The 25,377-nt window shown below is 70.1% G+C and carries 23 protein-coding genes; 9 read left to right on the top strand and 14 right to left on the bottom strand.

From position 1 onward, the window contains the following. Window positions 1–80: 80 nt before the first annotated feature. From DT073_RS13020 to DT073_RS12990, 7 genes are all read right to left on the bottom strand, one after another. Window positions 81–368 (bottom strand): WXG100 family type VII secretion target, encoded by a 288-nt coding sequence (locus DT073_RS13020; protein ID WP_124293771.1) that lies wholly within the window; start codon window positions 366–368, stop codon window positions 81–83. A 128-nt stretch (window positions 369–496) separates the two neighbouring features. Continuing rightward, window positions 497–2,188, bottom strand: coding sequence for a sensor histidine kinase (locus tag DT073_RS13015; protein ID WP_240638614.1), 1,692 nt, complete (start codon window positions 2,186–2,188; stop codon window positions 497–499). A 113-nt stretch (window positions 2,189–2,301) separates the two neighbouring features. After that, window positions 2,302–2,994 carry a response regulator transcription factor gene (locus DT073_RS13010; RefSeq protein WP_124293769.1) on the bottom strand — a complete coding sequence of 231 codons (693 nt, stop codon included), beginning with the start codon at window positions 2,992–2,994 and terminating at the stop codon, window positions 2,302–2,304. Window positions 2,995–3,090: 96 nt separating this feature from the next. After that, the gene (locus tag DT073_RS13005) at window positions 3,091–4,305 is read right to left on the bottom strand and encodes a saccharopine dehydrogenase family protein (RefSeq protein ID WP_124293768.1); all 1,215 of its coding nucleotides are present in this window, start codon (window positions 4,303–4,305) and stop codon (window positions 3,091–3,093) included. 7 nt (window positions 4,306–4,312) lie between these two features. Continuing rightward, window positions 4,313–5,956 carry a DNA repair helicase XPB gene (locus DT073_RS13000; protein WP_124293767.1) on the bottom strand — a complete coding sequence of 548 codons (1,644 nt, stop codon included), beginning with the start codon at window positions 5,954–5,956 and terminating at the stop codon, window positions 4,313–4,315. A gap of 59 nt (window positions 5,957–6,015) precedes the next feature. Then, on the bottom strand, window positions 6,016–7,749 hold the full coding sequence (locus tag DT073_RS12995; RefSeq protein WP_205782942.1) for a helicase-associated domain-containing protein: 1,734 nt from the start codon (window positions 7,747–7,749) through the stop codon (window positions 6,016–6,018). Then, a complete protein-coding gene (locus DT073_RS12990) occupies window positions 7,749–8,015 on the bottom strand; it encodes a multidrug ABC transporter ATPase (protein ID WP_124293765.1) in 267 nt (88 codons plus the stop codon). The genes DT073_RS12995 and DT073_RS12990 overlap by 1 nt, the downstream gene beginning before the upstream one ends. Window positions 8,016–8,168: 153 nt before the next feature. Here DT073_RS12990 and DT073_RS12985 point away from each other — a divergent pair, with 153 nt between their 5' ends. Together DT073_RS12985 and DT073_RS12980 are read left to right on the top strand one after the other, a co-directional pair. After that, window positions 8,169–8,552, top strand: coding sequence for a cold-shock protein (locus DT073_RS12985; RefSeq protein ID WP_124293764.1), 384 nt, complete (start codon window positions 8,169–8,171; stop codon window positions 8,550–8,552). Beyond that, window positions 8,536–9,105: a DUF3027 domain-containing protein gene (locus tag DT073_RS12980; RefSeq protein WP_124293763.1), complete on the top strand. Its 570-nt coding sequence runs from the start codon at window positions 8,536–8,538 to the stop codon at window positions 9,103–9,105. The genes DT073_RS12985 and DT073_RS12980 overlap by 17 nt, the downstream gene beginning before the upstream one ends. 28 nt (window positions 9,106–9,133) lie before the next feature. On the opposite strand, the gene DT073_RS12975 is transcribed toward DT073_RS12980, so the two are convergent. The 6 genes from DT073_RS12975 to DT073_RS12950 all read right to left on the bottom strand — a co-directional run bounded on the left by DT073_RS12975 (window position 9,134) and on the right by DT073_RS12950 (window position 16,940). Beyond that, window positions 9,134–11,431 (bottom strand): exo-beta-d-1,3/1,6-glucosidase, encoded by a 2,298-nt coding sequence (locus tag DT073_RS12975; protein ID WP_124293762.1) that lies wholly within the window; start codon window positions 11,429–11,431, stop codon window positions 9,134–9,136. Next, window positions 11,428–12,477: an ABC transporter permease gene (locus DT073_RS12970; protein WP_240638613.1), complete on the bottom strand. Its 1,050-nt coding sequence runs from the start codon at window positions 12,475–12,477 to the stop codon at window positions 11,428–11,430. The genes DT073_RS12975 and DT073_RS12970 overlap by 4 nt, the downstream gene beginning before the upstream one ends. A gap of 3 nt (window positions 12,478–12,480) precedes the next feature. Then, window positions 12,481–13,584, bottom strand: coding sequence for an ABC transporter permease (locus tag DT073_RS12965; protein WP_124293761.1), 1,104 nt, complete (start codon window positions 13,582–13,584; stop codon window positions 12,481–12,483). Then, window positions 13,581–14,390, bottom strand: a complete 810-nt coding sequence (locus DT073_RS12960; protein WP_124293760.1) for an ABC transporter ATP-binding protein — start codon at window positions 14,388–14,390, stop codon at window positions 13,581–13,583. Before DT073_RS12960 ends, DT073_RS12965 begins: the two co-directional genes overlap by 4 nt. Further along, window positions 14,387–15,211: an ABC transporter ATP-binding protein gene (locus DT073_RS12955; RefSeq protein WP_124293759.1), complete on the bottom strand. Its 825-nt coding sequence runs from the start codon at window positions 15,209–15,211 to the stop codon at window positions 14,387–14,389. The genes DT073_RS12960 and DT073_RS12955 overlap by 4 nt, the downstream gene beginning before the upstream one ends. A gap of 73 nt (window positions 15,212–15,284) precedes the next feature. Further along, on the bottom strand, window positions 15,285–16,940 hold the full coding sequence (locus DT073_RS12950) for an ABC transporter substrate-binding protein (RefSeq protein WP_124293758.1): 1,656 nt from the start codon (window positions 16,938–16,940) through the stop codon (window positions 15,285–15,287). Window positions 16,941–17,113: 173 nt separating this feature from the next. On the opposite strand from DT073_RS12950, the gene DT073_RS12945 reads away from it, so the two are divergent. After that, window positions 17,114–17,755 carry a TetR/AcrR family transcriptional regulator gene (locus DT073_RS12945; RefSeq protein WP_124293757.1) on the top strand — a complete coding sequence of 214 codons (642 nt, stop codon included), beginning with the start codon at window positions 17,114–17,116 and terminating at the stop codon, window positions 17,753–17,755. A gap of 1 nt (window position 17,756) precedes the next feature. Here the strand turns inward: DT073_RS12945 and serC are convergent, their stop codons facing one another. Next, window positions 17,757–18,869 (bottom strand): phosphoserine transaminase, encoded by a 1,113-nt coding sequence (gene serC / locus DT073_RS12940; protein WP_124293756.1) that lies wholly within the window; start codon window positions 18,867–18,869, stop codon window positions 17,757–17,759. Between the two features lie 119 nt (window positions 18,870–18,988). Between serC and DT073_RS12935 the strand changes: the two genes are divergently transcribed. From DT073_RS12935 to DT073_RS12910, 6 genes are all read left to right on the top strand, one after another. Continuing rightward, window positions 18,989–19,705 carry an iron-dependent transcriptional repressor DtxR gene (locus DT073_RS12935; protein ID WP_124293755.1) on the top strand — a complete coding sequence of 239 codons (717 nt, stop codon included), beginning with the start codon at window positions 18,989–18,991 and terminating at the stop codon, window positions 19,703–19,705. A gap of 208 nt (window positions 19,706–19,913) precedes the next feature. Beyond that, on the top strand, window positions 19,914–20,795 hold the full coding sequence (locus tag DT073_RS12930) for a M23 family metallopeptidase (RefSeq protein ID WP_240638612.1): 882 nt from the start codon (window positions 19,914–19,916) through the stop codon (window positions 20,793–20,795). A gap of 353 nt (window positions 20,796–21,148) precedes the next feature. Continuing rightward, on the top strand, window positions 21,149–21,646 hold the full coding sequence (locus DT073_RS12925; protein ID WP_124293753.1) for an HNH endonuclease: 498 nt from the start codon (window positions 21,149–21,151) through the stop codon (window positions 21,644–21,646). Between the two features lie 75 nt (window positions 21,647–21,721). Then, on the top strand, window positions 21,722–22,990 hold the full coding sequence (locus DT073_RS12920; protein ID WP_124293752.1) for an endo-1,4-beta-xylanase: 1,269 nt from the start codon (window positions 21,722–21,724) through the stop codon (window positions 22,988–22,990). Between the two features lie 102 nt (window positions 22,991–23,092). Continuing rightward, entirely contained in the window at window positions 23,093–23,806 is a 714-nt protein-coding gene (gene imuA', locus DT073_RS12915) for a DnaE2-dependent mutagenesis accessory factor ImuA' (RefSeq protein WP_240638611.1), read from the top strand. Further along, entirely contained in the window at window positions 23,806–25,374 is a 1,569-nt protein-coding gene (locus tag DT073_RS12910; RefSeq protein ID WP_124293751.1) for a DNA polymerase Y family protein, read from the top strand. The genes imuA' and DT073_RS12910 overlap by 1 nt, the downstream gene beginning before the upstream one ends. Window positions 25,375–25,377: the final 3 nt, after the last annotated feature.

Genomic DNA, 25,377 nt, shown 5'->3' with positions numbered 1-25,377 from the left:
GTAGCCGACGCCCGCACGGGTGAACGGTCCCTCCGGAGGGGAGGGACCGTTCGGTCTTCCGCTGCAGCTTCGTGTGGGGGTCAGCGGAAGAGGCTCGCGGTGGCCAGTTCGGCGTCGGCGTACTGCCGGCCGGCGGAGGCCAGGGCGGCGTTGATGCCGTTCAGGCTGTCTTCGACCTGGCGCTGGGTGGCCCGCCACTGGTCCACGACGGAGTGGAAGGCGACGGCGGCGCTCCCGGTCCAGGAGCCCTGCAGATGGGTCAGCTGAGCCAGCATCGACTGCGTGTCGGCTTGGATCCGGTCGATGGTGCCGCGAATGGTGGATGTCGCCGCGAGAAGGGAGTCGCTGTCGACGGAGTAGGTGGCCATGGGTGCTCCTTTTCGAAGTGGGACACCCGTCACGCTAGAGAGCCGACGGCCTCCGGTCTTCGGTGACCGGGGGATCGGTGGAGAACGGTCTGAATCGCCCCGGTTGTGCAGGAGAGGACGACAGCGCCTCACTCCCGAGGCGGACGCGGCAGCGGCTGTGTCTCCAGCAGGAGGTGCTCGGTGGCATCCCTCGATTCCGCCAGCGGAAAACCGACCCGGAACGTCGCACCGCCACCGAGGGTGTCGAACACGTCGACCGATCCGTGCAGCGCGTCGACGATCGACGCGACGATCGACAGTCCGAGTCCGGTGCCGCCGGTCTCGCGGGTGCGGGAGGTGTCGGCTCTCCAGAACCGCTGGAAGATCTTGTCTTTGATCTGGTCGGGGACGCCGTCGCCGTGGTCGATGACCTCGATCCAGCCGAGATTGGCATCGCGGTCCACCCCCACGCGCAGCTCGATCGGCGAGTCGTCCCGTGTGAATCGACGCGCGTTCCCGAGGAGGTTCGCGACGACCTGGCGGATGCGATTCTCGTCTCCCCAGACGACGACGGCGGATGCTGCCGCGGCGGTGGCGGCGGTCGGCGCGGGAGCGGGCGCGACATCGGCCGCGACCACGGGGGCATCGGGGGCCGTCCGCGGGCGGCGGCGCAGGCGCGACAGCGAGGCACCGCGCCGCGGGGTGGCCGCGGTGGCGGGTGATCCACCGCGTCGGCCGGTGCCGGCGACACCCGGATCGACCTCGGGTGACAGGGCAGGACGGAGCTCGTGGACGGTGGCATCGAGCACCGTCACCGTTCGCTGGGGCGACGCGGCGCGGGCATCCAGGCCCGCGTCCCGCGCGATCGGCACCAGATCGACCGGGGTGATCGCGACGTCCTTGCGTTCGTCGAGGCGGGCGAGGGCGAGGAGATCCTCGACGAGGAGACCCATGCGGACGGCCTCCTTCTCGATACGTTCCATCGCCTGGCCGGTCGCCTCGTCTCCCGAGATCCCCCCCATGCGATAGAGCTCCGCGTAGCCGCGCACCGTGACGAGCGGCGTCCGCAGCTCGTGGCTCGCGTCGCCGATGAATCGACGCATCTGGCGCACGGTGGCGTCGCGTTGCGTGATCGCGGCGTCGACACGCGACAGCATCGCGTTGATGGCGGTCTTCAGCCGCCCCACCTCGGTGGTCTTCGGTTCGATGTCGGTCATCCGCTGGCTGAAGTCACCGGCCGCGATGGCGTCGGCGGTCGTCTCCACCTGCCCGAGACTGCGGAAGGTCAAGGTCACGAGGAACCGGGTGAGAGCAGCGGCGACCGCGATGATGATGACGGCGAGGATGCCGTAGATCGCGATGTAATTGGCGATCGTGCGATTCACCGACGAGACGGGGAGCGCGACCATCTGGGAGTAGACCCCACCGCCGCCCGGGTACTCGCTGACGGCGACCGTCGCACGGAACTCCGCCTCGCCGTTGCGTGAGAGGAGGGTCACGATGTTCAGCTGATTGGTCTGCGCATCGGCGACCGGATAGGTGGCGGGGAATGTCGGCTGGGGTTGCGTTCCGCCTCGACCTCCCGCCGTCGTCAGCAGTTCGCCGTTTCGATCGTAGACCGCGACGAAATAATCCGTCAGCGGCGCGCCCTGGATCGCGCGAGCCTGCAGAACCCCGTCTTCGACTCCGATGTCGATCAACGGACCCGCAGAATCCGTGGCCGCCAGGGCCTCGACCTGGGTGTCGAGACTGGCGATCAGGCTGTTGCGGAGGAAGATCGCGGTTCCGATGCCGGCGGCGAAGAGACCGACGACCAGCAGGGCCACCGTGACGCCGGTCACCTTCGTGCGCAGACTCGTGCCGCGCCACCATCGCGTGATCGCGTCCGGCTGTTGCCCCAGGGTCTGCTCCTCGTCGTATCCGGCGCTCGTGCGGAGCGCCGTGCTGCCCGGTGTCAGACGGTCTTGCCGGCTTTCAGCATGTAGCCGAACCCGCGCTTGGTCTGGATGAGCGCCTCGGACGAGTGGGGATCGATCTTGCGACGCAGGTAGGAGATATAGCTCTCGACGATCCCGGCGTCGCCGTTGAAGTCGTACTCCCAGACGTGATCGAGGATCTGCGCCTTCGACAGCACCCGGTTCGGGTTCAGCATGAGATACCGCAGCAGCTTGAACTCGGTGGGGGAGAGATCGATCGAGACGTCTCCGACGCGGACGTCGTGGGTGTCCTGATCCATCGTCAACTCGCCGGCGCGGATGACCGACTCCTCGTCGGCCTGCATGGTCCGTCGCAGGATCGCCTGGATGCGGGCGACGATCTCGTCGAGGCTGAAGGGCTTGGTGACGTAGTCGTCGCCGCCGACGTTCAGGCCCGTGATCTTGTCCTCGGTCTCGTCCTTGGCCGTGAGGAACAGAATGGGGGCGGTGTAGCCGGCGCCCCGGAGGCGTTTGGTGACGCTGAAGCCGTTCATGTCGGGAAGCATGACGTCCAGCACGATGAGGTCGGGTTCCTCCTCGAGCACGGCCGAGATCGTCTGCGCACCGTTGGAGACGGCCCTGACCTGGAAGCCGGCGAATCGGAGGCTCGTGATGAGCAGATCGCGGATGTTCGGCTCATCGTCCACAACGAGGATGCGGGGTGCAGTCATCCCCTCATTATGGCCATCGATCTCATACCCTGCCTGGATATCGTGCGGAGGGGCGCCGACATGCCCGTCGCGGATGCGGCGGTTCGGCGGGTGGGGTCATCCGGTGGGGAGGGGCATCGTCTCCACGGTGAAGCGGTGGCGACGAAGGCGCTCGGCGAGCGCCTCGCCCATCGCCGTCATCGGGGTGAGGACACCGCCACCGGACGGCAGGTCGTCGAACGCGAGGCAGAGCGCCGACTCTCCGAGCATCACCGCGGTGCCGTCGTAGCCCGGATCGTAGGGCGCCGAGATCCGCGTGCGCGTCGGTGGGCCATCGACGGGATAGACGTCCGACTCGACCGTGAACCGGCCGGCTTCCCTCGTTCGCAGGCTCGGTCCCTCCCCGGGTGCCGGCAGGACGCGGTCGAGGATCGCGCGGGTGGGAGGGAACAGAAGCCCCGCGACGAGGACTCCGGTCGCCGCCGACACCGCGGCGGCGATGATGCGCCCCGACACGCCGGTCGTGGTGTCGACGACCTCGCGGTACCGCATCAGCTCGCCGTAGGACCAGCCGTGGAGATAGCTCGTCCGCTGCACGATCTGCTGGTTGTACGCGCCCATCACGAACGGGGCCTGCCAGATTCCGGATGTCTCGTCGAGACGCATCCCGCGAGGGCGGCTGCTCGCGGGCAGGCGGCGGGACGGGCCCGGAGTGAGTGCGTACGGGTTCCCCACGGCGCGGCGGGCGGCGGAATCCGTCCGCGCGTCGAGCAGCTGCTGTCGGAGGGAGTCGATCGTCCCGCCGCTCACACCACCCTTAATCGCGCGCACCTGCACGATCGCCTCGGCGAGCGGCCCGCCGCCGGCCGCGGCGTGGGCGAGCCCGACGCCGAGATCGGACGGGATCGAATCGAACCCGCAGGAGTGGACGATCCGGGCACCACGCTCGCGGGCTGCCGCGTGCGCCTCCGACACGCTGCGCGCAGCGAAGGTGCTTTCGCCGGTGAGATCGGCGTAGGCCGTGCCCGCGCGCGCACACGCCCTGACCAGGGGGAGGCCGTGCCGCGCGTACGGACCGACGGTCGACGCGATCACCCGCGTGGACGCGGCCACCTCATCGACGGAAGCGGCGTCGTCGACATCGACGGTCAGGATGTCCCACGGGACATCCAGCTCCCGGCGGAGGGCTGCGAGACGCTCGGGGGAGCGGCCCGCCAGGGCGACGCGCGCGCCCTCTCCGGCGCTGCGCGAGAGATGCGCGGCGGTGAGGCGTCCGACGAAACCGGTGGCACCCACCAGGACGATGTCGTACTGCCGCTCTCCGCTGTTCATGATCCGGCTACGCCGCCGCCACCTCGTCGGCATCGAGGATCGTGTAGCTGTAGCCCTGCTCGGCGAGGAAGCGCTGGCGGTTCTGCGCGAAGTCCTGATCGACGGTGTCGCGGGCGATGAGCGTGTAGAAGCTCGCGGTGCGGCCGGATTCCTTCGGCCGCAGCAGACGCCCGAGGCGCTGCGCCTCCTCCTGACGGGAGCCGAACGATCCCGAGACCTGGATGGCGACGGATGCCTCCGGAAGGTCGACCGAGAAGTTCGCCACCTTCGACACCACGAGGAGCGAGATCTCGCCCTCGCGGAATGCCCCGTAGAGCTCCTCGCGCTCGTCCACGGGGGTGGCCCCGGTGATCTTGGGTGCCTGCAGGGCGTCGGCGAGCTCGTCGATCTGATCGAGGTACTGCCCGATCACGAGGATGCGCTCGCCGGGGTGGCGTGAGACGAGCTGCCGGACGACGTCGATCTTCGCCGGCGCGGTGGCGGCGAGGCGATAGCGCTCCTCATCCGCCGCCGCGGCGTACTCCAGGCGCTCGTCGGCGGGCAGGTCGACCCGCACCTCGTAGCAGACGGCGGGGGAGATGAAGCCCTGCGCCTCGATCTCCTTCCAGGGCGCATCGAACCGCTTGGGACCGATGAGGCTGAACACGTCGCCCTCGCGGCCGTCCTCGCGCACGAGGGTCGCGGTCAGGCCCAGACGCCGTCGTGCCTGCAGATCGGCGGTGAGCTTGAACACCGGCGCGGGGAGCAGATGGACCTCGTCGTAGACGATGAGACCCCAGTCGAGCGCGTCGAGCAGCGCGAGGTGGGCGTACTGGCCCTTCCGCTTGGCGGTGAGGATCTGGTACGTCGCGATGGTGACGGGCTTGACCTCCTTGGCCTGCCCCGAGTACTCGCCGATCTCTTCCGGGGTCAGGCTCGTGCGCCGCAGCAGTTCGTCGCGCCACTGACGGGCGCTGACGGTGTTGGTGACGAGGATGAGGGTGGTCGTCTTCGTCTCGGCCATCGCGCCGGCCCCGACGAGGGTCTTTCCAGCGCCGCAGGGGAGGACGACGACGCCCGAGCCCCCGTCGGCGAAGGTCTCGACGGCTTTCTGCTGGTACGGGCGCAGGTGCCAGCCGTTCTCGGCCAGATCGATCGGATGCGGCGTGCCCGGCGTGTACCCGGCGTGGTCCTCCGCGGGCCATCCGATCTTCAGCAGCTCCTGCTTGATCTGACCGCGCGCCCAGGCGTCCACGACGTAGGTGTCGGGCGAGGGGTGGCCGATGAGGAGCGGCTGGATGCGCTTGTTCCGCGACACCTCCGCCAGCACCGCGGCGTCACCGGATCGCAGGACGAGCGTGCCCTCGTCGTCGCGTTGGATGACGAGTCGTCCGTACCGTCCGACGGTCTCGCGGATGTCGAGCGACACCGACGGCGGCACCGGGAAACGCGACCAGCGGTCGAGGGTGGCGAGCATGTCGTCGGCGGCGTGGCCGGCCGCCCGGGCGTTCCAGAGACCCAGACGTGTGATCCGGTAGGTGTGGATGTGCTCCGGCGCACGCTCGAGCTCGGCGAAGATCGCCAGCTCGTGCCGCGCGGATTCCGCCTCGGGATGGGCGACTTCCAGCAGCACCGTTCGATCGCTCTGCACGATGAGGGGTCCGTCAGCCATAGCGTTCCAGTCTACCGGTGCGGCGGGGAGACGGTCCCGCCAGGGTGGGGCGCCGGGGCTCAGGCCACGCTGCGGACGGTGACCACGTGCGAGAGCGGAAGGGTGCGTTCGACGTCGCTCGACTGATCGCGGCCGCGGAGCCGGCCGCCGCCGAATCCGGTCGCCTCCAGGGTGAAGGTGCGTTCGGCCCCGTCGGGCATGCGGACGACGACATCGATCACGGCGCGGCTGCGCACCGCCTGCACGATCTCGCGTTCGAGCCAGGCGTTCTCGGCGTCATCGCCGTGGGATCCGCGCAGCACCCGGATGAGAGCCGCGTGCGGCTCGGCCGGCGCTTCGGGCCGATCGGAGCTCTGACGCACCCGGTGACGCAGCACCACGGGGCGGCCGTCGTCGCCGACGGAGACCACGGGATACCGGGCGTCGCTGAGGGCCCAGGCCACCGTCTCCTGCGAGACCCCCGTCGTCAGGGCGTCGCCGTCGGCGACAAGGCCGAGCGCGCGCAGCCCCTGATCGACCGAGACGGCGTCGAGGAGTGAGGGATCGCCGCTTTCGACCATGGTGCGCCGCGTCGCGGCATCCGTTCTGACCCGGATCAGCCCGTGCCGGGCCGCGGTGCTGTCGATCAGGTAGCCGAGGGGTTGGGGGAGTCCGGTGAGGGACAGACCGGTGAGGAACTCGCGGATGGAGTCGGCGGTCTCGCCCTCGGTGAGCCCCGCGGTCAGCGATTCCGCGGTGAACCGGTACGTCGAGGCCTGCGCCCGCGATTCGCGTGCGGCCAGTCGGCGCAGACGCAGCTCCAGGCGCGGGGCCAGGGGACCGGGGGCGATCGCCGTCAGGTCTGCCTGGAGGTAGACGCGGTCGATCTCGGCGGGGAGGTGCCGGGTCAGTTCCTCGGTCTGCGGGTCGTCGCCGCGGCGGAGCCCCCTCGCCCACGCCGGCTCGCGGGAATCGGGGGTGATGAGACCCCACTGCAGCGCGATGCGTGTGAGTCCCTCGGACCGGCGCTCCCACTCCCCGTCGAGCGGGTAGCGTCTCATCCACGCCGTCACCGGGAGATAGCCGCCGCTCGGGGTGCGCACGCCGGACGGCAGGGCATCACGGAAACCGGTCACGACGAGCCGCCAGCGCTCGGGGGTCGACGCCTCCAGCCACCGAGCGCCGGAGTCCGAGACCGTCCAGTCCCGCCCACTGGAGGTGAGCAGGCCCGCCGCCGCGGCCGCCCCGACGATGTCGTCGAGCTCGTCGGACTCGCCGAGCGCCCCGGCATCGAGGAGCTTCCGTCGGTCGGCGGCGCTGACGCCCCCCGAGGTGATGCGCGCGAGCGGTGCGTGGGTGGCGGCCACGAGGACATCGGCGAGCGACCCGACGGTCGCGAACACCCGCTCGGCCGCCGCGAGTGTCTCCTCCTCCGACGCCGGCGCGAGGTCGATCCCACCCTCCACGGGTTCGAAGGCGTCGGGGACCTGCGCGCGGATGTCACGGAGGGCGCTGACCACCGGATGCCACGGGGCGCCGTCGTCGCCCGTGAGCGCCAGTCGCGCCGACGGTGGGATCGCCGACGCGGGGAGGGGCCTGCCGTCGACCGCCGCCGCCAGGGCGATCAGCTCACCCCGCGTGAGGTGGATCATCGCGCGATCGACCGACGTCTTCTCCAGCAGTGCGTCTGCGGCGTCGAAGAAGTCCTTCCAGGGCGCCGAGGGGGACACACCCCGGGCCAGGAAGATGTCGGCGAGCTCGCGGTCGTCGCGACCCGCGAGCCACGTCGCGAGGGCGCGCTCGTCGGAAGCCATCACCCTGCCCGGTTGGCCCGCGCCCTTCGCACGAAGCTCATGATGAGAACCGTCAGCATCAGCACGAACGCCAGAGGCGGCGCGATCCAGACGATGACACCGATCGTGGGCCAGATGCCGCCGGACATCTCCGCGCCGGCTGCCGAACCGATCATGATGGCCAGGAAGCACACGATCGACAGCAGAATCAGTCCCAGCGACATGAAGGCCAGGATGCGGTCGATCCGCCGCACCGGAAGGTCGGCGTTCGAAGTCGGCGTGCTCATCGTGGCTCAGCCTATCGGGTGCGCTCCCGCAGCGGCGATCGCAGGCGTCGCGGTGACGAGCCCACGCGCGCCCGCGTAGGCTGGGGGAGGGCGCAACTCTGCCCGTCATCCGTCATGCCCGCGCCACGCAGGCACCGATTTCAGCGAGGTCTCATGCCCACCGGCAAGGTCAGGTTCTACGACGAGGAGAAGGGTTTCGGCTTCATCACCACCGATGAGGGCCAGGACGTGTTCCTGCACGCCACCGCGCTCCCCGCGGGCTCGGCGGCACCCAAGCCCGGTGCGCGCGTGGAGTTCGGCGTCGCGGACGGCCGTCGCGGTCTGCAGGCTCTCTCGGTGCGGGTGCTGGAGGCTCCGGTGAGCCTTGCGAAGCGGGCACGCAAACCCGCCGACGACATGGCTGTCATCGTCGAGGACCTGGTGAAGCTGCTCGACGGCATCGGCGCCGATCTGCGCCGCGGCCGCTACCCCAGCTCCTCGCAGTCGAAGAAGGTCGCCGCCGTCCTCCGCAAGGTCGCCGATGACTTCGAAGCCTGAGGCCGACCCCCGGCTGCTCGAGGCCCACGACCTCGCACTCGCGGCACTTCGCGAGATCACGCCGGCCGATACGATCGGCGCGCCCGCCGATGTGCGGGTCGAAGACGACGGGGTCGTCTCACTCCGGTTCGAGAACCGCCTCAACGGGTATCCGGGGTGGTTCTGGACCGTCAGCCTCGCCCGCGTCGAGGATGCCGAGCCGACCGTGCTCGAGGTGGAACTGCTCCCCGGCGACGGCGCGCTGCTCGCCCCCGAGTGGGTTCCGTGGGCGGTGCGCCTGGCGGAGTATCAGGCCGCCCAGGCGGCCGCCGCCGACGGTGACGACGACACCGACAAGGATGATGACGACGACGCCGACTTCGACGACGACGCCGATGTCGACGACCTCGATGACCTGGACGCCACGGATTTCGACGAGGACGGGTCGCCGATCCTCCACGCGGGTGATCTCGACGGCGTCGACATCGACGAGCTCGCCGAGGGTGCCGACGAGGACGAGGACGACGCGGACGACGCCGACTCCGAGGACGACGCCGACCCCGAGGACGACTGAGCGCTCGGGGCCGGCGCCGGCCCCGACGTCACCCCGTGACGGTGAAGGTCGCCGAGAGCAGCCGATCCTCGCGTGAGGACGGCCCGACCAGCAGATCGAACTCGCCCGCCTCGACCCGCCGCTCGCCGTGCGCATCCACGAGGCTGCACGCCGACACCGGCAGTTCGAACGACACCACGCGCGACTCGCCGGGCGCCAGGTCCACGCGCCGATAGGCCTTGAGCTCGCGATCGGCCCAGCTCACCGAGGTGACGCGGTCGCGGACGTAGACCTGGACGGTCTCGCGGGTGGGGCGGTCGCCGCCGTTGGTCACCCGCACCTGCGCGCGGACGATGTCGGTCAGCTCCACGTCGGGCTCGGCGATGCGCAGATCGTCGTAGTCGACGTTCGTGTACGACAGACCCTCGCCGAAGACGAACGCGGGGCTCTGCGTCAGGTCGGCGTACCGGTCGCCGTGCTGGCCGCGGATCTGGTTGTAGTAGATGGGCTGCTGACCCGCGTGGCGGGCGAACGAGATCGGCAGGCGACCGGTCGGCTCGGTCAGTCCGAGGATCACCTCGGCGATGGCACGGCCGCCTTCCATGCCCGGGCTCGCGGCCCAGATGAGCGCGGCGGCCCGCTCGAGCGCGGGCGGCAGGACGAGGGGCTTGGAGGCGAGGAGGACCACGACGAACGGGGTGCCGGTCGCGGCGACCGCGTCGAGCAGTGCCACCTGTGCGCCGATCAGCTCGAGCGTCGCGGTCGAGCGACCCTCGCCGACCAGCTCGATCCGGTCGCCGACCACCACCACCGCCAGATCGGCGCGGCGGGCGGCGGCCACGGCGTCGGCGATCAGCGCCGGATCGGGCTCGGCCGGCACGACCACCTGCGGGCGCGGCTGTCCGTCGGGGAAGAACGCCCCCGCCGGGTCTTCCTCCAGGCTCAGGATGCGGGCGCCTTCGGCGCTTTCGATGACCCACGATTCCGGGGCGACCCGGTTCATCCCGTCGAGCACCGTGGTGATCATCTCCCGGGGGTGCCCGTCGGGGAGCCAATCCGCCTGTCCCGATGACCCCGCCCAGTCTCCGAGCTGCGTCTGCGCGTCGTCGGCGAGGGGCCCGAGAACCGCGATCCGTCGCGGCGCGGCGTGGTCCCGGGCGCGACCGGTGTCGTCTGCGGAGGAGTCGGGCAGCAGGGGGAGGGTCCCGTCGTTGCGAAGCAGGACCAGCGATCGTCGTGCCGCCTCGAGGTTCAGCGCGGCGTGCGCGGTGCTCCCCACCGACGCGTGGATGCGCGCGGGGTCGGGGCGGCGGGGATTCTCGAAGAGGCCGAACTCGAACTTCAGCAGCAGAATGCGCGCCACCGCGGGGTCGAGGTCGGACTCGGCGAGGAGGCCCCGCTCGATGGCCTCGCGTGCTCCGTCGAAGAAGCCCGGGGTCGTCATGATCATGTCGTTGCCGGCCTTGACCGCCGCGGCGGCGGCGTGGGCGTAGTCGGGCTGCACGCGCTGCTCCCACACCATCCGCCCCACGTTGTCCCAGTCGGTGATGAGGGTGCCGGTGTAGCCCCATTCCCCGCGCAGCACGTCGCTGAGAAGCCAGTCGTTGATCGTGATCGGAACGCCGTCGGTGCTCTGGTAGCCGAGCATGAAGGTGCGGCATCCCTCCTTCGCCACGCGTTCGAAGGGAGGCAGGAACCAGGACCGGAGTTTCCGTCGGGAGATGTCGGCCTCGCTGGCGTCGCGTCCGCCCTGCGTCTCGGAGTAGCCGGCGAAGTGCTTCGCGGTCGCCAGGATCGCCGTCTCATCGGCCAGCCCGTCGCCCTGATATCCGCGCACCATCGCCGAGGCCAGCTCACCGATGAGGAAGGGGTCCTCGCCGAAGGTCTCACCGACCCGTCCCCACCGCAGATCGCGCGCGATGCACAGCACCGGCGAGAACGTCCAGTGGACCCCGGTGGCCGAGACCTCCTCGGCGGTCGCGCGGGCGATCCGCTCCACCAGCTCGGTGTCCCACGACGCGGCCATTCCCAGCTGGGTCGGGAAGATCGTCGCACCCTCGAAGAAGGAGTGGCCGTGGATGCAGTCCTCGCCGACGAGGAGCGGAATGCCCAGCCGGGTCTGCGCGACGAGGTCGTGTGCGCGCAGCAGCCGTTCGGGTGAGGCGTGCAGGATCGATCCCACGTGGCGCCGGAGGACCTGGTCCTCGATGTCGTCACGCGCGTCGAGCTGCATCATCTGCCCGATCTTCTCCTCCACCGTCATGCGCGACAGCAGATCGGCGATGCGTTCGGCCACCGGCCGCGCCGCATCGAGATAGAGCGGGGCGGCGATGTCGGCGGTGGTCACGGGTTCTCCTCGGTTGTGGAAGCGGGGACGGTTGCGGATGCAGGGACGGATGCGTGGGCGGGACGCGTGCCGGGCTGCGCGGATGCGGAGCGGACGACCGTCACGGTGTCGTTGACGTTCATGCCCTTCTTCTTCATCGCACGGGCGCGCTCGCCCGCCGAGCGGAGCCGGGGGTTGACGTACTCGTCGATGCCGAAGTTGATCAGCGAGAGCGCGACGCCGATGGCGGCGATGCACAGCCCGGGCGGCAGGTACCACCACCACTGGTTCTGCCGGAAGGCTCCCTGCGCGGACGCCCAGTTGAGGATCGTGCCCCAGTTGTACGTCGTCACCGGGATGACCCCGATGTAGGACAGCGTGGTCAGGGCGAGGATCGCGGCGGTGACGGTGCCGACGAAGCTCGCGGCGATGAGCGCCATGAGGTTCGGCAGCATCTCGACGGTGATGATGCGACGCAGCGGCTCGCCGTTCGCCCGTGCCGCCTGGATGAAGTCGCGATTGCGCAGCGACATCGTCTGGGCGCGCAGGACGCGGGCGCCCCACGCCCATCCCGTGATGCCGAGGACGGCGGCGATCACCGCCAGCGGGGGGTCGTCGAACATCGAGGCGACGATGATGATGAGGGGAAGGCCCGGGATCACCAGGAAGACGTTGGTCAGGGCGGACAGGCTTTCGCTCCGCCATCCGCGGACGTAACCGGCGATGACGCCGATGATGACGGCGATGAGCGTGGCCATGAGCGCTGCCAGGAAGCCGACCACGATGACGCCGCGCGTCCCGTGGATGACCTGGCTGAGGACGTCCTCACCGATGTGGGTCGTTCCCAGCCAGTGCTCCGCCGACGGGGGCTGGAACCGCGCACTGTTGTCGACGGCGGTGGGGGAGTAGGGCGCGAGCACGTCGGCGAAGACGGCGACCAGCACGAAGAAGCCGAGGATCGCCAGGCCCGCGATCGATTTCCGATTGCGGAACATCGCGAAGGCCGAGGCGAGCTTGGAGCCGAAGGTCGGCTCTGCCGCCGCGGGGCGGTTGTCGGGAGCATCCATTGTTCAGGCCTCCGTCTGGCGCGTGCGCGGGTCGAGGAATGCGTAGGCGAGGTCGGCGAGCAGGTTGGCCAGCAGGACCGAGATCGTGAGCACGAGGAAGACCCCTTGCATGAGGGCGTAGTCCTTGGCGTTGGTCGCATCCAGCAGCAGCTTGCCGACCCCCGGGTAGCTGAAGACCATCTCCATGACGATGGTGCCGCCGACGATGAAGCCGATCGACAGCGCGAAGCTCTGCACCTGCGGCAGCACGGCGTTGCGCGCCGCGTAGCCCCACAGCACGCGGCGGTTCGTCATGCCCTTCGCCTGTGCGACGGTGATGTAGTCCTCGTCGAGGACGGTCAGCATCATGTTGCGCATGCCGAGCATCCATCCGCCCAGCGAGGCGATGATGATCGTGACGGCCGGCAGGGTCCCATGGTGGATGACCTGGCCGATGAATTCCGGCGACCACTCGGGTGAGATCCCGACGCCGTAGGCCTTGCCGATCGGGAACCAGCCGAGATTCACCGAGAAGACGGCGATCGCCAGCAGTCCCAGCCAGAAGTACGGGATGGTGCTGAGGAACGTGGTGATCGGGATGAGGCCGTCCATCCGGCTGCCCCGGCGCCAGCCCACGATCGCGCCGCCGATCGTCCCGATCGCGAACGAGATGATCGTGGCGAATCCGACGAGCCCGATCGTCCAGGGGAGGGCCTGACCGATGACCTCCGTCACCGGTCGGAGCCCGTGGAGGAGCGAGACCCCCAGGTCGCCCCGCAGCAGAAGGCCCCAGTAGTCGAGGTACTGCTGCCACAGGCTCTTGTCGGTGTCCAGCCCCAGCAGCGAGCGGAGGGCCTCCGCGGCTTCCGGGCTGATGTTGCGGTTGCGGGCGAGGTACTGGGTGACCGCATCGCCTTTCATCAGGCGCGGCAGGAAGAAGTTGATCGTGATCGCCGCCCACAGGGTGAACAGGTAGAAGACGGCCCGTCCGCCGAGGAAGCGCCAGGGGATCCGCGGCCCGGAGGCCTCGGCGACGGTCGCCGTGGTGCCCTGGGTCACCGCATCGGCGGCGGAATCGCCTGCGGGCTCACCCGCGTCGGTCGGGATCTGAGGCTGGACCGCGGTCATTGCGCACCTCCATGGATGCCGGATGCCACACCGAAGAAGGTGTCGGGATCAGGGGAAGCCGCCAGCAGCTCGCGTGTGTACGGATGCTGCGGGCGCAGGATGACCTCGTCGGCGGCGCCCCGCTCGACGACGCGTCCGTGGTTGAGGACGAGGATCTCGTCGCTGAAGTGGCGTGCCGTGGCCAGGTCGTGCGTGATGTAGAGCACGCCGAGCCCCTCCTCGCGCTGGAGGTCGGCGAGGAGGTTCAGCACGCCGAGGCGGATGGAGACATCGAGCATCGAGACGGGTTCGTCGGCGACGAGCAGCTTCGGGCGCGACGCCAGCGCGCGGGCGATGGCGACGCGCTGACGCTGACCCCCCGAGAGCTCGTGCGGGCGCCGGTCGATGACGGCATCCGGGTCCAGCCGCACCCGATCCAGCAGGCGGCGCACCTCGCTGTCGACCTCACCGGCGGGCACGACGTCGTGCAGGCGCAGCGGCCGCTGGAGGTGGTAGCGGATGGAGTGGTAGGGGTTCAGGGAGGCGAAGGGGTCCTGGAACACCATGCGCAGCTGTTGACGATACGCGCGAAGCGCGCGTCCGCGGCGCGGGATCGGCCGCCCGTCCAGGCGCACCTCGCCGCTCGTCGGCGTCTCGAGCTGGGTGAGGATCTTCGCGATCGTCGACTTGCCGCTTCCGGATTGGCCGACCAGGCCGATCGTCCGGCCCGACTTCAGCCGGAAGCTGACATCGTCCAGGGCGGTGATCTGCCCGGCGCCGCGCACGGCGTAGCGCTTGGTGACGGCGTCGAATTCGAGGACGGTCATCGCCGCACCACCCCCCGCTCGCCGGTGAGCCGGGGGAAGGAGCCCAGGAGCGTCCGGGTGTACTCGTCCTGCGGATCGGTCCAGATCCGCTCGGCGGTGGCGAGCTCCACGATGCGCCCCTCGCGCATGATCGCGATGCGGTCGCTGATCTCGAGCAGAAGGGGGAGGTCGTGGGTGATGAAGATCACCGAGAAGCCGAACTCGTGGCGGAGCGCCGAGATCTGGCGGAGGATCTCGCGCTGGACCAGCACGTCCAGCGCCGTCGTCGGCTCATCCATGATCATCAGCTGAGGCCGGAGGGCGAGAGCCATCGCGATCATCACGCGCTGGCGCATGCCGCCCGAGAGTTCGTGCGGGAACGAGCGTCGCCGCTGCGCGCCGACCTTGACGATGTCCAGCAGCTCGGCGGCGGCTCGGCGCCGCTGCCCGCGGGTCATCTCGGGGCGGTGCACCTCGAAGACGTCCTCGAGCTGCGAGCCGACGGTGGCCACGGGATTGAGGGAGTTCATCGCCCCCTGGAAGACCATCGAGATCTTGTCCCAGCGGAATCGCCGCATCTCCTCGGCGCCGAGGTGATTGACGTCGATGTCCTCACCCGAGACGTCGTGGAAGACGACGGTGCCGTCGGTGATGACCGCCGGGGGCTTCAGAAGCCGCTGTACGCCGTAGGCGAGGGTGGTCTTGCCGCAGCCGCTCTCACCGGCGAGGCCGAGGATCTCGCCGCGGCGGAGCTCGAGGGTGATGTCGGAGACGGCCCGAACGGGGGGATCGACGTCGTAGACGACGGAGAAGTCGCGGACGGAGAGCAGGGTGTCGCTCATCGGTGCGTGCTCGCTTTCGTGATGCCGGGCCCGGGCGGGACGGGAGCGCGGGCTCCCGCCCCGCCCGGACGGTTCAGCCTGCCGGCTGCAGCTTCGTCAGGATCTGGACGATTCCGGGCTGCGTCGGGTCTGCCGAGGCGTACTGGTCGTCATCCGTGGGGAATCCGACGTAGCTGCGGGTGTTGTACTGGCCCAGCAGCGGGTGCGATCCGAGCGGGATGGCCGGCACGTTCTCCACGAACGCCCGCTGCATCGTCTCCAGCGCCGCCTGACGCTCGTCTTCGGACGCGGTGTTGGCGTAGGTGTTCAGCGCCTCGGTCACCGCGGGGTCCTCGAAGCGACCGAAGTTGAACTGGGCGCGGTCGTCGACGATCCACTTCGGGTCCATCGTCGAGGTGTACAGCCCGTAGGCGTTGCCGGTGTCCTCGAGCCAGTGGATGATCGCCTGGAAGGTGCCCTCCTGACGGGCGGCGTCCCAGCCGCCCCAGTCCGGCTGGTCGACCTGGACCTCGATGCCGAGCGCCGCGTCGAGCTCTTCGGCGAGCAGGGCCTGCTCGGTGTTCCAGTCGCTCCACCCCGCGGGAACCGAGATCGAGAACGACACCGCCTCGCCGTCGGGATCGATGAGGGTGTCGTCCTCCCAGGTGTAGCCGGCCTCGCTCAGGATGTCGCGCGCCTTGTCCACGTCGACCGCGTACTCCTGGTCGGCGAACTCGGGCAGCACCTCGTTCTCGAGCAGGTTCCCGAGACCGGTGACGCTCCAGACCGCCTCGCTCGCGCCTTCACGGGCGATGTCGACGTAGGCCTGACGGTCGATGGTCCAGGCCAGGGCTTCGCGCAGGGCCGGGTCGTCGAAGGGCTCGGCCTGCAGGTTCATGAAGAGCGTGCCCGAACCGGCGGTCGGCGAGACGAGGTAGTGGTTGTCCTCGTCGGCGGCCAGGTAGCTCTCCTGGATCTGCGGGATGAAGGCCTGCGCCCAGTCGGCCTCACCCGAGACGAGAGCGGTGGTGAGGGCGGCGTTGTCTCCGTAGGAGACGTAGTTCAGCGCGGGAACGGCCAGCTCGCCGCCCCAGTAGTCGGGGTTGGCGGTGAGGGTGACCGATTCGGTGGACCAGTTGTCCAAGACGTACGGGCCGGTTCCCACAGCCAGGCCCTCGCCGGTCAGCGGGTCGGTGTTGGGGTCGTCGATGTTCTCCCAGATGTGCTTGGGCACGATCGGGGTGTGCAGCACGCGCGCCTGCGAGACGAACTTCGAGTCCGCGAACGTCAGCGTGATGGCGTCGCCGTCGACCGTGGCGCCCTCGTACTTCAGGCCCGAGGTGTCGGCCAGGCGGCCGTCGAGGAACTGGTCGAAGGTGAAGACGATGTCCTCGCCCGTGAACGGCGTGCCGTCGCTCCAGGTCACTCCGCTGCGGGGGACCACGGTCAGCTGGGTGTAGTCGTCGTTCCACTCGACCGACTCGGCGAGCCACGGAGTGGTGCCGAGGTCGCCAGTGGGGTTGACCAGGGCCATGGGCTCGAAGATCACCTTCGCGTAGCCGTACTTCGACGCCGACGAGTCGCCGAGGAACGGGTTGTGCGATTCGGTCGTGATCGCACCGTCGGGCTTCGCGATGGTCAGCGCGGCGCCCGACTCCGCGGAGCCGGTGTCGCTGCCGCCGCCGGCGCAGCCGGTGAGTGCGAGCGCCGTGATGATCCCGGCGGCGCCGAGTGACGTTCTGAGCCTCATTGCTTCTCCTTCTGCACGACACCGTGCGGGTTCTCGGCCGCGGCTATCCGACGGCTGGCGAGTGATTGCCTGAGAAACTTACAATCAAGTAAGTAAGTTTTGCAAGCGCGTCTGCCGGACCACGTCCGGGGGTCTGCGTAGACTCTGAGCCGGATCGCGAGAGGGGGTGCGAGATGACGACGACGCAGCGACGGCAGCCGCGTTCACGTCCGGCGACGCTGGCGCGCAAGCGCGACATCCTCGATGCCGCGGTCGAGATCTTCGGCAGCAAGGGCTTCGCCGCCGGCACGCTGCAGGACATCGCCGATCAGGTGGGCATGACCCACGCGGGGATCCTTCACCACTTCGGGTCGAAGGATCAGCTGCTGCTCGAGGTGCTGCGGCACCGCGATGAGACCGACGTCGCCGACCTCGAGGAGCAGCACATGCCCGACGGGCTGGAGCTGTTCCGGCATCTCGTGCAGACGGCCTTCGTCAACGCCCAGCGCGCCGGCATCGTGCAGGCCTACGTGGTGCTCTCGGCCGAGTCCGTCACCGACGACCATCCGGGGCGGGTGTACTTCGAGAAGCGCTACGAGACCCTGCGCCGAGAGGTTGCGCAGGCCTTCCGCGTGGTCTGCGCCGAGCGGGGGATCACCGCACCTGACACGATCGGGCTCGCCTCCGCGAGCATCCTCGCCGTCATGGACGGGCTGCAGGTGCAGTGGCTGCTCGACCCCCAGAACGTGGATCTGGGACAGGCGTCGGCGTTCGCCATCGAGGCGATCCTGGCCTCGGTGCTTTCGACAGAGCCCCTTCAGCCCCGGCTGGCGTAGCTCAGAGTCGCTCGAGCGTGTAGTCGATCGCGCGGATCAGGGTGCGGACGTCGTCGGGCTCGATGGAGACGAACGTGGCGACCCGCAGCTGGTTGCGGCCGAGCTTGCGGTACGGCTCGGTGTCGACGATCCCGTTCGAGCGAAGGCTCGCCGCCACCGCGGCGGCATCCACGGTGTCGTCGAAATCGATCGTCACCACGACCGGGGATCGGTCGGCCGGGTCTTCGACGAAAGGCGTGGCGACCGACGACGCCTCGGCCCACTCGTAGAGCGCCCCCGACGACTCGCGCGTCCGCGCGTCGGCCCACGCGAGGCCGCCGCTGTCGAGGATCCATGCGAGCTGCTCGTCCAGCAGCACGAGGGTCGCCACGGCGGGGGTGTTGAGCGTCTGCTGCAGGCGGGAGTTGTCCAGCGCGTTCTTCAGACTCAGGAACTCGGGGATGTAGCGATCCGAGGCGGCGATGCGCTCGATCCGCTCGATCGCGGCCGGGGAGACCGCGGCGAACCACAGACCGCCGTCCGAGCCGAGGTTCTTCTGCGGGGCGAAGTAGTACACGTCCGCCTGCGACATGTCGAGGTCGATCCCGCCCGCGGCGCTGGTCGCATCGATGACCGTCAGCGCTCCGTCGTCGCCGACGACGCGTTCGACGGGTGCGGCGACGCCGGTGGAGGTCTCGTTGTGTGGCCAGGCGTACACGTCGACGCCGTCGACGGCCTCCGGCCGGGCGCGGCCGCCCGGGTCGGCGGTGCGGACGTCCGGCGCCTGCAGCCAGGGGGCGCGCGCGGCGGCCGCGAACTTCCCGCCGAACTCTCCGAAGACGAGGTTCTGGCTGCGCCGCTCGATCAGTCCGAACGCCGCGGCGTCCCAGAACGCGGTCGAGCCGCCGTTGCCGAGGAGGATCTCGTAGCCGTCGGGCAGCGAGAAGAGGGAGGCCAGTCGCTCGCGCACCGATCCGACGAGGCTCTTCACGCCCGACTGGCGGTGCGAGGTGCCCAGCAGGGTCGCGCCGCGGGTGACGAGTGCCTCCAGCTGTGCACCGCGGACCTTCGACGGACCGCAGCCGAAACGGCCGTCGGTGGGCAGCAGGTCGTGGGGCAGTGCGACGTGGGCCATGCGAGTGATTCTAGGGATGTCGCGTGCGCGTCGTTTCCGCCTGGGCGCCGGCCCGGGCTCGGCGTCGGTGACGACGACTAGGCTGGAAACGCCCCTGAGACCCGCGAGGACACCGCCACATGACAGACCTCATCGACACCACCGAGATGTACCTGCGGACCATCCTCGAGCTCGAGGAGGAGCGGATCGTGCCGCTGCGTGCGCGCATCTCCGAGCGCCTCGGTCACTCGGGCCCGACGGTGTCGCAGACGGTGGGGCGGATGGAGCGCGACGGTCTGGTCGTCGTGTCCGAAGACCGCCGGCTCGAGCTGACCGATGCGGGGCGTCAGAAGGCCGTCGACGTGATGCGCAAGCATCGTCTGGCCGAACGGCTGCTCTCCGACGTCATCGGGCTGGACTGGGCCTACGTCCATGAAGAGGCCTGCCGCTGGGAGCACGTCATGAGCGAGCAGGTCGAACGGCGTCTCGTCGAGCTGCTCGGCCACCCCACGGAGTCTCCGTACGGCAACCCCATCCCCGGGCTCGACCAGCTGGGAGACGTCCCGGCGAACACCTTCGAACAGGGCGTCATCGGGCTGGTGACCAAGCTCAACGCGGCAGGAGGTCCGTTGCGCGGCACGGTGCGGCGCCTGGCGGAGCCCGCCCAGGTCGACCCCGAACTGCTGCAGCAGCTGAAGGCGGCCGGCGTCGTTCCCGGCGGCACCGGCAGCTACCGCTACAGCGAGGGTTACGTGCTCGTGGAGATGGACGACAACGACGAAGCGCTGGAGCTTCCCGTCGAGGTGGCATCGCACATCTTCCTCGTCGACGACGAGGTCCAGATCCTCGCAACGTGACTTATTCGTTACCTTCGGGTAGCCTCTGAGGGTCCACAGGCGAGAAGCCCGCCGACGGACTCCGCGTGAATTGCCTCATCGGCTCGTCGTTCACGCGGCCCGCCCCGCACATCGTGCCCCCACACTGAGTGTCGACGAGCCAGCGCAGACCGCGCGGAGGCGCCGGAGGACAATGGCCGATCATCAGAACACCCCCGAGTCTCCATCGGTGACCGACGGACCGGGGCTGGAACGCCGAGACCGCACCCGACGCAAGGCCTCGGCCCGCACGACATCCGTCACGACCGCCCGCCCGGTGGTGACCGCTCCGCCCAAGAGCAGACGGCCCCGAACGGGCCGCAAGCCCGCGCGCACCCTCGTCATCCTGACGATGGTGGGTGGGCTGATCGCCACCGTGGCGCTGCCCGCCTACGCCGCGGTCGAGAGTGCCACCGCCGATCCGATGACGCTGCAGCAGGTGGCCGTCGACGACGCCCAGTCGCTCGTGGTCGCCTCCGACGCGGGCGCGGCGGAACTCTCCCGCAGCAGCTACTCCGCCACCACCGCGGAGGAGATCGAGAAGAAGAAGGCCGAGGAGGCCGCCGCTGAGCGTGCGCGCATCGCGGCCGAACTCGCTGCGTCGGCGGCGGCGTCGTCGTCGTCTTCGTCGGGCTCCCGTGCCAACGTCGACCTCACCATGGTGGCCCCGGGCACCGGCGAGGTGCGCTGGCCGCTCTCGGGCTTCACCGTCGGCGACCGCACGTTCGCGCGCGGCGGCGCCCACATGGGAACCGACATGCTCGCTCCCTGCGGCGAGCCGCTGTTCGCCGCAGCGGCCGGCGTGGTCCGTGTCTCGCAGGAGAGCTACGGCGGCTACGGCGTCGCCGTCACCATCGACCACGTCATCAACGGCCAGCGCGTGTCCACGCTCTACGGCCACATGACCTACGGCAGCCGCGCCGTCCAGGCCGGCCAGACCGTCTCGGCCGGTCAGATCATCGGCCTCGTGGGCAGCACCGGGCGCTCGACCGCCTGCCACCTGCACTTCGAGACCTACATCAACGGCTCCGTCGTCGACTCCTACGAATGGCTGCTCGCCAACGCGGGATGACGCACAGCACTGAATGACGCGGGCGCCGGGAGAGATCCCGGCGCCCGCGTCGTTCGTCGACACGTCACACGATGTTCACGTCGCTGAACCCCCGGGCGTGTCGCGTGCATTAGCCTGAGGTCAGCTGACGCTCTAGAGAAGCGGAGGGAGCCGATGGACGGCGCACCACGTATCCGAACCATGGATGCGTTGGGCCTGCTCGTCCTTCGGCATCATGTCGATGGAGGCCACGGTGTGACCGTGGCGCCAAGGCGCTGTCTGTAGACAGCGCCTTTTTTCATGCCCTCAGCCCCTCGAAACGTCACGAGTCGAATAACCGTGAAAGCCGTCCCGGCCATTCGAGGGGAACAGGAATGCGCACTCTGGTGCTGAACGCGGGCTACGAGCCCCTGGCCGTCGTGTCGTTCAAGCGGGCGCTCGTGCTCGTGATGAACGACAAGGCCACCGTCGTGGAGCACATCCACGACGAACCGGTCTGGGGGGCGACCGGGGCGTACGATCGCCCCGCGGTCATCCTCCTGACCAGATATGTGCGCGTCCCGGGAGCCCGGCGCGTGCCGGTCACCCGACGGGGCGTGCTGCGCCGCGACGGGCACCGCTGCGGGTACTGCGGAAAGACCGCGTCGACGATCGATCACATCCTGCCGCGATCGCGGGGCGGAGCGGACTCGTGGGAGAACCTCGTGGCCTGCTGCCTGCGCTGCAACAACGTCAAGGGCGATCGCACGCCGCAAGAGATGGCGTGGGAGCTGCGCATCACCCCGCAGCCACCGCGGGGCGGGCAGTGGACGGTGCGCGGCACCGAGCGCTCCGACCCCCGGTGGGAGCCGTATCTGGCCCTGGCGGCCTGAGCGCCGCGGCGCAAGCTCTTTCGAAAAGAGCGCCGGCATGGCGGCGCTGAACCGCGCGGTTCGTAGCATCGACGGATGCACACTGTCGCGCCACCCGCCGTCGCCCTCGGCACCGTTCCCGCACACCGCCTCGGTGAGGCCGTCGTCACGGTCGTCGGTGTCGACGACGAGCCGATCGCGAACGCCGAGGTCACGATCATCCAGACTCGTCACGAGTTCGCCTTCGGCAACACCGGATTCGACGTCGGTGACGACGAGGACCTGACCGGGGAGTGGCAGCTGACGGCGGCAGAGGCCGAGCTCTGGCTGCAGATCCACAACGCCGCGACCCTTCCGTTCTACTGGGGGAGGTTCGAGCCGACCCGCGGCGCTCCGCGCACGGCCGAGATGCGCCGGACCGCGCAGTGGCTGCGACAACGCGGTGTGACGCTGAAGGGGCATCCGCTCGTCTGGCACACCGTGACTGCGCCCTGGCTGCTCGACCTCGAGCTCGACGAGATCGAGCGCGCGCAGCGCGAGCGCATCCGCCGCGACGTCGCCGATTTCGCGGGGATCGTCGACACCTGGGACGCCATCAACGAGACGGTGATCATGCCGGTCTTCGACAACGGCGACAACGGCATCACGAGGCTGGCGAAGGATCGCGGCCGCCTGGCGATGCTGCGGCTGGCCTTCGAGGAGGCGCGAGAGGCCAACCCGAACGCCTTTCTGCTCGTGAACGACTTCGATCTGTCGCCGGCGTACGAGCGCGTCATCGACGAGATGCTGGATGCGGGCATCCGCCCGGATGCGATCGGGTTGCAGACGCACATGCACCAGGGGTACCGCGGAGAGGAGGAGATCCTCGAGGTCGCCGACCGCTTCGCCCGGTTCGGTCTGCCGCTGCACTTCACCGAGACGACCCTGCTGTCCGGCGACCTGATGCCTCCTGAGATCGACGACCTCAACGATTACCGGGTCGACCACTGGCCGTCGACACCGGAGGGGGAGGCCCGGCAGGCCGACGAGATCGAACGGCACTACCGGTCGCTCGTGTCGCATCCGGCGGTCGAGGCCATCACCTTCTGGGGATTCAGCGACCGCGGCATGTGGCTGGGGGCGCCCGGCGGGCTGGTCCGCGCCGACGGCTCACCGAAGCCCGCGTACGACGCACTGCACCGGATGATCGCGGACGAGTGGTGGGTGTCGCGGGCGACCGTGCGCACCGACGCCGACGGGCGCGTGCGCGTCACAGGCTTCCGGGGCGACTACGAGGTGAGCGTGGCGGGGGATCCGCCGGTGCCGCTCGGCATCGGCAGGGACGCGCTCGCAGAGACGATCCGGATGTCGCCGACGCACCCGTGATTCGAACATCCTCCGCGTTTCCCCGCGCTGAGGATGTCGGAGGCCCCTCTTACGCTCACCACAGGCGTTGAGTTCGTAGAACACATGTTCTACCCTGTGGAGGTGAGGGCGATCGTGCAGAGCGAGACGACCCGCGACGAGGTTCGCGGTGAAGTGCATCGCCTCCGCGCGCAACTCGAACGTGTGCAGGGGCGCCGGATGGATGCCCCGGTGCTGCCGGTCCTCGCCCCGTTGACCGGCATCCTGCCTGGGGGAGGGCTGCGCACCGGATCGGCCTACTCGCTCACCCGCTCCGCCTCGCTGCTGGCGGCGCTGCTGGCCGGTCCCTCGCAGGACGGCACCTGGTGCGCCGTGGTGGGCATGCCCGATTTCGGCGTCGAAGCCGCCGAGAGCGCGGGCGTGGATCTGTCCCATCTCGTCCTCGTGCCCGATCCCGGCCCGCGGTGGCTGGCGGTCGCCGCGACCCTCGCCGAGGTCATCCCGGTGGTCGCGGTGCGCCCGGCGGCCAGAGCGGCGGATGCCGAGGTGTCTCGGCTGGGGGCGCGCCTGCGTGATCGCGCAGCGGTGCTGCTGGTGCAGGGGCCGTGGCCTCAGGCCGAGGCCTCGCTGGATCTCGCCGACCCGGAGTGGTCGGGGGTGGGGCGAGGACACGGGTACCTGGCGGCGCGCGAGGTCACGATCGATGTGCGCAGCCGGCGGTGGCCGATGCCCCGGCGCGCGCGGATGAGCCTTCCCGCGGCCGACGGTGGCGTCGGCGCCGTCCGCTCGGCGGCATCGGCGGTCCCGGCTCTTCCCCGTCTCGAGGCCGTCGGCTGATGCGCTCCGACGCCCCGGTGCGCAGCCTCGTGCTGTGGTTCCCGGATTGGCCCGTGGCGGCGCTGGCGCGGGACGCCGCCGGCTCCGCTCCGGTCGCCGAGGACGCCCCGGTGGCCATCATCGCCGGGGGGATGGTGACCGCCTGCTCGGCGACGGCCCGTGCCGAGGGGGTCCGCCGCGGACAGCGTCGCCGGGACGCGCAGTCCCGGTGCCCGGGACTGCGCGTGGTCGACGCCGACGACGCCCGCGATCACCGCGCGTTCGCGCCGCTGGTGGCGGCGCTGGAGGAGCGGGCGCCGGGGGTGCAGATCATCCGCCCGGGTCTGTGCGCGCTGCGCGCCCGCGGGCCTGCCCGGTACTACGGGGGCGAGACCGAGGCCGCCCGCGTGCTCGTGAGCACGGTCCGTGCGCAGGGCGTCGCCGACGTGCGCGCGGGCATCGCCGACGGCCCCTTCACCGCCGAACAGGCCGCGCGCATCACCCGCGCCTCCGATCCGGTCTCGGTCGTTCCCACCGGGGGTGCGGCGGGCTTCCTCGCGCCTCTTCCGATCACCGCCCTCGCCGATCCCGATGTCGTGGCGCTGCTGGCGCGCCTGGGGGTGCAGACGCTCGGCGACTTCAGCCGTCTCGACTCCGAGCGGGTGCGGGAACGGCTGGGCGAGCCGGGCATGCGGCTGCACCGCCTGGCGTCGGGTCTGGATTCGCGTCCCGTCGAGCCGCGCGTGCCTCCTCCCGAGCTGCATCGCGAGGTCGCCTTCGAACCGCCCCTCGAGATCGCCGAGCAGGTGGCGTTCGCCCTGCGCATCGCGGCCGACGAGTTCATCTCGCGTCTCGGCGCGATCGACCTCGTCTGCACCGAATTGCGGGTCGAGCTCACCGGAGACCGCGGAGAGCGCAGCGAGCGGGTCTGGCTCCATCCGAACTCCTTCGATGCGGCGGCGGTCGTGGACCGGGTCAGATGGCAGCTCGCCGAAGAGGCCACCGGCGACGGCGGGGGAGTGCTGGCCAGCGGCGTGGCGCTCGTGCGCATCTCACCCGAGGCGGTGGACGCCGCCTCGCACCACGCCCCGGCGATGTTCGGCGCCGGGACCGACGAGCGGGTCCACCATGTCCTCTCCCGCGTGCAGGCGATGCTCGGCCATCGCGGCGTGATGACGGCCGAGGTGGGAGGGGGGCGGTGGCTCACCGAGCGCCAGGTGCTCGTGCCCTGGGGAGACCGCACCGTCGTGACCGCGGAGCGCACCCGCCCCTGGCCGGGGAGCCTTCCCGACCCCCTCCCGGGCACCGTCTTCCCCGAGCCGGTGCCGGTGCAGGTCGTCACCGGGGAGGGAGGGCCGGTCGCCGTCGACGAGCGCGATCGGATGACGGCGACGCCCTCGGTGCTGGTGGAGTCGGGGCGCCCCCGGGCGATCAGGGAGTGGGCGGGTCCCTGGCCGATCGTGGAGCGCACGTGGGATGCCGCCCGCAGCCGTCGTGCGCACCGGTTCCAGGTGGTCGACGCCGACCGCACCGCCTGGCTGCTGGTCTGCGTGGGCGGGACGTGGATCGCCGAGGGTCGCTATGACTGATCG

Origin of the sequence: Microbacterium sp. ABRD28, from assembly GCF_003850245.1 — a bacterium.
In the GTDB taxonomy this organism is placed as follows: domain Bacteria; phylum Actinomycetota; class Actinomycetes; order Actinomycetales; family Microbacteriaceae; genus Microbacterium.
Note: the sequence above shows the minus strand (reverse complement) of the source record. Positions and strands in the feature narration are given on the sequence as shown.